The following is a 9,018-nucleotide window of genomic DNA, read 5'->3' as shown; positions in this document are numbered from 1 at the left end:
GACGAGTTTAAAGCATGCGCTCAATCATCCATACACCCCTCAATAACCGACTCGGCAGCAACCCAACGATGGCTGCGCATCGACCTTCATGCGGGCTTTTTGCTCCCCGTTCGTTGGACACCGTTGTGATGCACGTCGATTAACTGGCTGAAAGTTAATGGATTGAATCGCATCTAGTCTGCCAAGATTGGCGCGTGAAACAGCATCGGCACGGCGACTGCCTGACATGAAGTGAAAGCTCTAGCCCACATTGGACAGCCGTTGTTGCAGCGGTCTGTTCTGGTGCGAACCAGAGTTTCAGGATCCCAACTCGGTGCCGCAATTCGGACAGGCCACCCAGCCTTGCTGAATGCCATAGCCGCAGCGGGAACAATCCGCGACGACTCGCATGGAATGTGCAGGATCAAATTTGGTCTCAGGCACAGGTTCGCGAAGCAGTTCTTCCGACCACGGGGTGCTTTTCCAATAGACCCCATGCCAGATGTTGCATTTGCAGATGGCGCTCACACGTTTGCCTGAGGGTAGCACCAAGGTCACTTCGTAAAACGTGTCGTTCCTATCCCCGCCGCCATGGAAGGGCAGCCATTGGATGCTGATGAGCTTCGCCTTCAGCTTGTAAACCTCTGTCCGAATGGAGGACTTGTGCGCCCCCATGGCCAGCCAATGGCAGAAAATGACGATGGCGATCACCGGAATGATCAGCCAACCCGAATCGTGGGACGAAGTTTGGGCGAGGTGCACGAGGGGGATGGTATGGTGAATTCCATGGGCGTCGATTCCAGATTAGAGCCGTATTCGCACTCAGCGGTCAGGTCCTGAAAAGCTGGGCCCCTGTTGGGAGGGAGCGAAATTTGGCGCTCATGGATGTCTGGTTGCATCCCGCAGCGGCTTCGCCTAGATGCGGGGTAGATCAACCATGCCCCACGCCCTTCTTCTCAAATTTCCTGGAACCAATTGCGATGCCGAAACCGCTCGTGCCTTGGAGGCGGCGGGTTTTACAGCGGAGGTGCTGCCGGTGGCCCTTCTGGAAGCCAGCTCTCTCGACAAGGCACAGATGATCGTGTTCTCCGGGGGCTTCAGCTACGGTGACTATGTGATGTCCGGCCGCATCGCGCAGCTCATCACGAAATCGAAGCTCGGCGACCAGTTGAAAACCTTCGTGGACAAGGGCGGCTATGCCCTGGGTATCTGCAATGGCTTCCAAATCCTCACCCAGCTCGATCTTCTGCCGAAGGGCAGCCTGATCCACAACACCAGCGGCAAGTTCATCTGCCGCTGGGTCGGTCTGAAAAAGACCAAGGGCAAGGCAAGCCCGTATCTGAGCAAGCTGCCTGAGAATTTCGAGCTGCCCGTGGCTCATGCGGAAGGCCGTCTCGTCACCGAAGGCGATGCCGCCGCTGGCTATGTGAAGTCCGGCCATGCCGCGCTGCTTTACGCGACCAATGTGAACGGCTCCACGAATGCCATCGCCGGACTGCAGGATGACACGGGCCGTGTGTTTGGCCTGATGCCACACCCGGAACGCTTCATTTTCAAGAGCCAGCATTACGATCCAGATTGGAACGGCGACACCCAGTACGGCTGGGGACATTACCTGTTCCAGTCGGCCCGTGAGGCGCTGAACTAAGCCGTTTTGGCTAGGGAATCGACTGGATTTATGTCCAGTATTTATGGTTAATGTGTTCTGATGTGAATGTTTTCGTTTGTAATAATATGGTATTTATATAAATTACATATTAATTACTTAGATTCATGAAATCAGACTCCTTGCCGACCTCTTCACATTCCAGTGCTCGCACGACTCAGCTGGCTCTGGCCCTGATTCTCATGCTCTCCGGCTTTTGTTCGCTGGTGTATCAGACGGTGTGGCTGCGTGAGTTCCGGCTGGTGTTTGGCGGAGCAGCCCCGGCAGCGGCGGCGGTCATGGCGGTGTTCATGGGGGGCCTCGGATTTGGCGGCAAACTGTTCGGCTCCTGGGTGGAGCGCGTGGGGCGGCCGTTTCGGTTTTATGCCAGGCTTGAGGTGGGCATCGCCATCGCGGCGGTGGCTTCTCCCACGCTGCTTGGTCTGGCACGTTCGCTGTATTTGAAGACGGGAGGCACCGCAGGAATGGGCCTCGCTCCGGCGACCTGCCTGCAACTGCTCATGACCGCTCTGGTGCTGGGGGTGCCCTGCTTCCTGATGGGCGGCACCTTGCCAGCAGCGATGAAGTTTGCCCAGCGCGATGACGATCCGCGTCGTTCGACCACTGCTTTCTTTTATGGCATCAACATTGCCGGGGCGGTGAGCGGGGCACTCCTGAGCACTTTTTGGCTGCTGCCCACGCTGGGAAACAAAGGAGCGCTCACCATCGCCGTGCTGGCGAATCTCGGCATCGCGCTCGCGGCGGGTGCCATCTCGATGGTACAGGAAAAAGAGCCACGGCAGCCAACACCAGTGGACGAAGCACTGCCGGAGGAGCAAGTGGGTGCCAAGGCACCGGCTGCCTTCGTGTTGGCCGCAGCCTTCATGAGCGGCTTCACCTTTTTCGTGGCGGAGTTGGTGTGGTATCGCATTTCCACGCCGCTGCTCGGCGGGTCGGTCTATGGGTTTGGTCTTGTACTGTGCGTGGTGCTCGCTGGCATGGGCATCGGCGGGTTGCTGTATGCACTGATTTTGAAAAAGGCGGAGCCAAGCATCGCAGGCTTCACCATCGTCTCAGCCCTGCAGGCGCTGGCCATTTTGCTGCCCTTCGCGCTGGGGGATCGCATCGCGCATCTAGCGCTGATTTTGAATGACAGCCTGCGAGGCGTTGGCCTCGGTGAAATGGCCATGGGCTGGGCGGTCGTCATGGGCACGCTGGCGTTCCTGCCTTCGCTGCTCAGTGGCATTCAGTTTCCGTTGCTCGTGTCTCTGCTTGGACGAGGCAATGCAGGGGTGGGGCAGCAGCTTGGGCGTGCCTATCTTTGGAACACCTTTGGCTCCATCACCGGATCGTTGCTCGGCGGGTTCCTGCTGGTGCCGCTGCTCGGGCTGAAAGGTTGCTGGCTGCTCGCCGCACTGCTGGTGGCCGCGATGTCTGCCGCATCGCTGTGGCTTCAGCTGCGCCGCCGGGAAGGGGATGCAGCCAGCTTCGCCGACCGCTTCACCTGGAATGGTCGCATGGCGCTCGCGGCGCTCTTTGTCTGCGGATTCTTTGCCTTTGGCACCACCGGGCCTACGGCGGTGTGGATGCACACGCCCATCGGCTACGGCCGTGTCTCACAGGGGTACCGCTCGGCGCTCGGTCTGGAAACCTGGCAGCGCAATGCGCGGCGAGCTCTGGTGCAGGCCTATGATGGCCGGGAGACAAGCGTCGCCGTCGTCGGCGGCATGCAGTATTCGTTTTTGACCAATGGCAAGAGTGATGGTTCCGCTGTGGGCGATGCCGCCACGCAGGTCATGCTTGGCATCACGGGGGCCATTTTGCATCCGAATCCGCAGAACGCCTGTGTCGTGGGTCTCGGCACCGGCACTACCGCAGGCTGGCTGGCAGATGTTCCGGGCATGCAGCGTGTGGATGTCCTCGAACTCGAGGAGGAAATCCGAAAAGTCGCGAAATTTTTCGATCCCGTGAGCCGCAACGCGATGCAGAACCCGCGCATCAACAACATCACGGGAGATGCACGGGAGTTTCTCCTGACCAAGGGAGAGAACTACGACCTCATCGTCTCCGAGCCCTCAAACCCTTGCCGGGCAGGCGTGGCCAATCTCTACACACGCGAGTTCTACGAGAACGCCAGCCAGCGCCTGACTCGCAATGGTATCTTCTGCCAGTGGCTGCAGGGTTACGAAGTCGAGCCCGGCACCATCACCACCGTCATCAGCACGCTGCGGAAGGTTTTCCCGAAAGTCGAGGTCTGGGCCACGCAGAGCGTGGACATGCTGCTGATCTGCACAAATGACGAGGCGCCCTGGCAGCTCGAATCCCTGCGCAAGCGTGTCAAACTGGAGCCGATGGCCGAGGCGCTGCGCCGCTTCTGGAAAACGGACAACGCCGAAGGTTTCCTGACCGGATGCCTCGCCAACAGCGAGTATTGCACAGCGCTGGCGGCTTCCACCAAAGCGGTGAATACCGATGACATGAACCTCCTCGAGTTTAGCTTTGCCCGCAGCGTGGCCAAGCAAACGAACTGCTCGTTCGATCTCGCTCGCGCCGCCACGCGTGCAGGCTGCTATCTGCCCAAGGTCGATGCGGCCATCGACATGCCGCGCTACCTTGCAGAGCGTGTTCACACTCCGGGCCGTTTGTGGGACTCCGCCTCCGCCGAGGTGCTTTCCGCTGATACACCTGCGGAGGTTCGTGGACGTGTGGATTCTTTGAAGATGTTCTGGAAGCAGAATTACGCAGGCTACCTGGCCGCCCCCATGCCCGCCGCACCCGTGCTGGCAGACCGCATCCTTCAGGCCTTTGCCAAGGCGCGCACAGGAGCGCCAGATGCGTTTGCAGCCATTGATGCCATTGAAACGCTCTCCGCAGCGGATGCCCACTTTTTGAAGGCCATCGCCAGTTACGTGCGGAAGCAGCCTGCAGAGGTGCTTGTCCACATTGAACAGGGGCTCGACAGCCTCATGACCTCGCCGTGGTGCCGCATTCCCCTGGTGGGTGAGGCGGTGACCCTCCTCGGCGAACTCGCCCGCTCCAAAGCTGTGGTGCAGGATCCGCGCTTCCTCGTGATCTTTGACAAGCTGGGGCGTGACTATCCCGTGCATGTCGCACGCAACACCCTGCTGGGCATGCGCTGTGAGATGGCCATGCACCTGAAGGTTCCGCATCAGCTCGCCGCCATTGAAAGCCTGGGCCTGCCCTATCCCTGGCATGGCCGTTCGCTGGCCCTGCGCGTCAGCGCCTTCATGCAGGCAAATGATCCAAGGCTGGAAATGGCCATGGCAGACATGAACCGCTTTCTGGATCAAGGCGGCACCATCGGCGGTGAAGCCCCTCCCTTTGTCGTCCAGGTGAAGCGGCCCGTGCCCGCCGTCGCGCCGGTGCAGCCGATGGTGATCGGGTCCCAGGCTGGCGAGTGATTTTCCGCGAGCGTGAGATCGTGGCAATTTCATGCGGTTGCGACCGTATGAATCTGTCCCCCCTGAATGTCATTTCTCGCCTCGCATCCTGTACTCCGTCTTCTCGCCTCGCCCCAGCACCTGTGGCGCACACTCTCGCTGGGCATCAAGACCATCTGGCTGCACAAGCTGCGCTCCTTCCTGACGGCGCTCGGCGTGGTGTTTGGCGTGGCCTCCGTGGTGGCCATGCTTGCCATTGGCGAAGGCGCGAGCCACGAAGCGCAGGAGCAGATCCGCAAGCTGGGCAGCCAGAACATCATCCTGCACAGCGTCAAACCACCGGATGGGCAGGGCTCCAGCGGGGAGTCGCGCAGCATGATCAGCGAATACGGCATCACCCTGCGCGACATTGAGCAGATCCGCCAGACCGTGCCCGGCATCCGCATCGTCGTCCCCAGCCGCTACATTTCGGAAAACATCTGGAATCTGGACCGCAGCGTGGACGGCCACGTCATGGGTGTGCTGCCCGTGTACCCCGAGATGCGCAACCGCCGCATCCTGCAGGGGCGCTTTTTCAACGACCTGGAAATGAAGGACAACCTCGCCGTCTGTGTCATCAATGAATCCGTCGCCGCGCGCCTCTTCCAGCTCTCCACGCCCGTGGGCAAATCCGTGCGGGTGAAAGGCTTTTACTACAAGGTCATCGGCATCATTCAGGATGAAGGCGCCGCCGTTGGCGCGGATGCTGCCGGTGGTGATCATTCGGCCCAGGCCCAGGCGCAGATCATGATCCCGTTCACCACCCTGATGGATCAATACGGCGAGGTCTTCTACCGCTTCCGCACCGGCAGCTTTGAAGCCGAGAAGGTGCAGTTTCATGAGGCCGTGATGCGCGTCGATGACGTGAACATGGTGGAAAGCCGCGCCGAGGCCATCCGCCATCTCATGACCAGCAACCACAAAAAGGAAGACTGGCGCATCATCGTCCCCGTGGAGTTGCTGAAGCAGGCGGAGCGCACCAAGCAGATCTTCAGCATCGTGCTCGGCAGCATCGCCGCCATTTCACTCCTCGTTGGCGGCATCGGCATCATGAACATCATGCTCGCCAGCGTCACCGAACGCACCCGCGAGATCGGCATCCGCCGCGCCCTCGGCGCACGACAGAACGACATCGTCGTGCAGTTCCTCATCGAGACCGTTCTGCTCGCTGGTGTCGGCGGCGTCCTCGGCGTGGCCCTCGGCCTCAGCATCCCGCTCGCCGTGACCAAATTCGCCGGCGTCACCACCGTCATCAAGATGTGGTCACCCATCCTCGCCTTCTCCATCTCCGTCCTCACCGGCATCGCCTTTGGGATTTATCCCGCCAGACGCGCCGCCATGATGAATCCGGTGGAGGCGCTGAGGCATAATTAGAGGGGGGATTATGACAACCTATGCAAAAACAGCGCTACAAGCTGTGAAGCTGTATTACAACAAAGCGGCGGGTAATCCCTCGGCAGCGTGGAAAATGGCTGCCGAGATATGTGTGCCAACATTAGAGGGGCGAAAAAAAGGATGTCCCAAGGGGGCTTTTCTAGGACTCTGCGAAGAAGGCTGGGTGATTGATGTGACTTCGGGCAATTACACGAAGTCCAAGCTCAACAAGAACTACGCGGTTCAAGCCGTGAGATTGCTTCGTTCTAATCCACATTTAGCAAATGATGTCGCGGCACTATGGGGTGAAGTCATGCGCGGTGGCGATGATGAAAACAAACGCCACAACCAGCAGATGGATGTAGTTGTAGCGCTTTGGAATGCGAAATTGATTACACAGCCTGATTGAACAAGTGGTCGCGGCTGAGATGCAATGCTTACCGCCTCCGCCTCTTATTGCAGGTGCGGGCTCTCGCAACTTTGGCGAAGAAGGAGCCATTCGAGGGAGGCGTCTTCGACATGGATTCGTTGAGGCTCATGGTTCGCTGTAGTTCTCGGGCAGGTTCTTGATCAACTGGTCAAAGTCCGACTCGAACAGCCGGTCTTGCACGATGCGGTATTTATCAAACTCACTTTCAGCGTGGGTCTTTGCCAGTTCCGCTGTCACTTTTCCTGCATCCTGCAGGATTTCCCGATCCCAAAGTTGCAAGAATCCACTCAAGCGCTTTTCCCAGTCCTCCATGGTCATTGGCATTTTTCGCAGGGCATGCATTTCGGCCATGTCGAGATAGGCCGAGACAATGCGCTGCATCTGCCCCAGTTCGAACTCCGAGAGGTAGTTCTTCGCAATGGAAACATCGTATCGATGGATTTTCCCTTTAGGGGCGCCTTCCCAGTTGGTCAGCCCCATGTGTTCTTGCGTGTGGTTCGCGCGGTCCACAATCAATTCAGCCGCCGTCTGACCGTGCACGGCGTAGTGCATTTTGTTTTGAACTGCTGCAAAGAAGCGCTTCGTTGCCGTTGCGGAAGGGTCGTTATCCAGCGCGGTGGCATAGATGTCGGTGATCTTCTGGTAGAACTTGCGCTCGCTCAGGCGGATTTCCCGAATCTTTTCGAGCTGGCGCTCGAAGAACTCATCCGTCAGGTTGCCGCCATGCTTGAGACGTTCAGCATCCATGGTCCAGCCTTGGATCGTGTAGTCCTTGACGATCTGGTTGGCCCACTTGCGGAACTGAACGGCGCGCTCGTTTTCAATCTTAAAGCCAACGGCGATGATTGCATGCAGGCTGTAGTGCTTTGTCTGGTAGCCCTTGCCGTCGGCGGCAGTTGTTAAGTATTGCTTAACAACTGAAGATTCTTCCAGTTCGTTGTCACTGAAAATGCGCTTCAGGTGCTGGTTGATGGCAGGGACAGAGACATCGTAAAGCCCTGCCATCATCTTCTGCGTCAACCAGATGTTTTCATCTTCATAACGCATTTCGATGCTGGCTTCCGAGTTGCCGCTGGCAGCTACAAAGGTGAGGTATTCCGCCGCCGAGGAGCGCACCAGCGAGACGGCGGCGTTCTTTTTGGAACGACCGCCGGGAGTGGGTTTGTTTTTGCTCATGGTTTCATCTCGGGTCGTGAACTCTCCGGAGACTCCGAAGGGTTGCTTTTCGTGCCATGTGGGGATTCTGCCGATGAAAGCGTGGGGGAAATCCGTGGCAAGAATTTACTGTGCAGGAAATGACGGTTCCCTCACACCCGCTCCGCCTTGTGCTTCGCAAAGATGGCGAGGCAGCGGTCGCGTTCTTCGTGGTGATCGACCATGGGAAGGGGATAGCCTTTGGCCAAAGGCAGGCCGGGGGCGGGGGGCTTGTGGAGGAGTTCGGCGGGGACGTTTTTGAGCTCGGGCATCCATTGCTTGATGTAGGTGCCTTCGGGATCAAAGCGGACGCTTTGCAGCCAGGGATTCTGGATGCGGAAGTAGGGGGCGGCGTCGGCGCCGGTGCCGGCGGACCATTGCCAGCCGCCGTTGTTGCTGGCGTTGTCGCCATCCACAAGCTGCTGCATGAAGAAGGCTTCGCCGAGGCGCCAGTCACAGTGCAGATCCTTGGTGAGGAACATGGCGGTGATCATGCGGAGGCGGTTGTGCATGAGGCCGGTTTGCAGGAGCTGGCGCATGCCGGCATCCACGATGGGGAAGCCGGTGGTGCCGGTGGCCCAGCGCTGGAAATCAGCCTTGCTGCCGGGCCAGGGGAGGCCCTGCCAGTCGGGCGCGAACTCCTGCTCAAAGACGTGCGGGTAATGCCAGAGGATGGCGACGTAAAACTCCCGCCACGCGAGTTCTTTGACATAAGTCTGGACGGAGGGCTGCGCGGCGGTGGTGCAGGCCATGCACCACTGGTAGATCTCGCGGATGCTGAGGAGGCCAAAGCGCAGATCCTGGCTGAGCAGGGAGGTGGTCTGCCCGGCGGGGATGTTGCGCTGCGCGCCGTAGCCGTTGAGGATGCCGGACTCGATGAAGTGCTTCAGGCGATCACGTGCGGCGCGTTCACCCGGGGCGGGGATCTGCGCGGTGCAGGGGGGCAGGTTCCAATG

The 9,018-nt window shown here is 59.2% G+C and carries 7 protein-coding genes; 4 read left to right on the top strand and 3 right to left on the bottom strand.

Translation table 11 applies throughout. The annotated features are described in order from the left end of the window. Window positions 1-297: 297 nt before the first annotated feature. On the bottom strand, window positions 298-741 hold the full coding sequence (locus WAW39_RS05250) for a zinc-ribbon domain-containing protein (protein WP_422316500.1): 444 nt from the start codon (window positions 739-741) through the stop codon (window positions 298-300). Between the two features lie 175 nt (window positions 742-916). On the opposite strand from WAW39_RS05250, the gene purQ reads away from it, so the two are divergent. The 4 genes from purQ to WAW39_RS05230 all read left to right on the top strand — a co-directional run bounded on the left by purQ (window position 917) and on the right by WAW39_RS05230 (window position 6,847). Then, window positions 917-1,627 (top strand): phosphoribosylformylglycinamidine synthase I, encoded by a 711-nt coding sequence (gene purQ, locus WAW39_RS05245; protein ID WP_397385460.1) that lies wholly within the window; start codon window positions 917-919, stop codon window positions 1,625-1,627. A gap of 125 nt (window positions 1,628-1,752) precedes the next feature. Continuing rightward, a complete protein-coding gene (locus tag WAW39_RS05240; RefSeq protein WP_422316497.1) occupies window positions 1,753-5,046 on the top strand; it encodes a fused MFS/spermidine synthase in 3,294 nt (1,097 codons plus the stop codon). Window positions 5,047-5,112: 66 nt separating this feature from the next. Beyond that, window positions 5,113-6,438, top strand: coding sequence for an ABC transporter permease (locus tag WAW39_RS05235; RefSeq protein ID WP_422316495.1), 1,326 nt, complete (start codon window positions 5,113-5,115; stop codon window positions 6,436-6,438). Between the two features lie 10 nt (window positions 6,439-6,448). Beyond that, complete coding sequence (locus WAW39_RS05230; protein WP_422316493.1) at window positions 6,449-6,847, top strand: DUF6979 family protein; 399 nt, start codon at window positions 6,449-6,451, stop codon at window positions 6,845-6,847. A 126-nt stretch (window positions 6,848-6,973) separates the two neighbouring features. Here WAW39_RS05230 and WAW39_RS05225 read toward each other — a convergent pair whose 3' ends face one another. Then, window positions 6,974-8,044 carry a virulence RhuM family protein gene (locus WAW39_RS05225; protein WP_422316491.1) on the bottom strand — a complete coding sequence of 357 codons (1,071 nt, stop codon included), beginning with the start codon at window positions 8,042-8,044 and terminating at the stop codon, window positions 6,974-6,976. A gap of 131 nt (window positions 8,045-8,175) precedes the next feature. Continuing rightward, a partial coding sequence (locus tag WAW39_RS05220) for a cryptochrome/photolyase family protein (RefSeq protein ID WP_422316489.1) occupies window positions 8,176-9,018 on the bottom strand: 843 nt, incomplete at its 5' end.

This window comes from Prosthecobacter sp., assembly GCF_049294395.1.
Taxonomy (GTDB): domain Bacteria; phylum Verrucomicrobiota; class Verrucomicrobiia; order Verrucomicrobiales; family Verrucomicrobiaceae; genus Prosthecobacter.
Note: the sequence above shows the minus strand (reverse complement) of the source record. Positions and strands in the feature narration are given on the sequence as shown.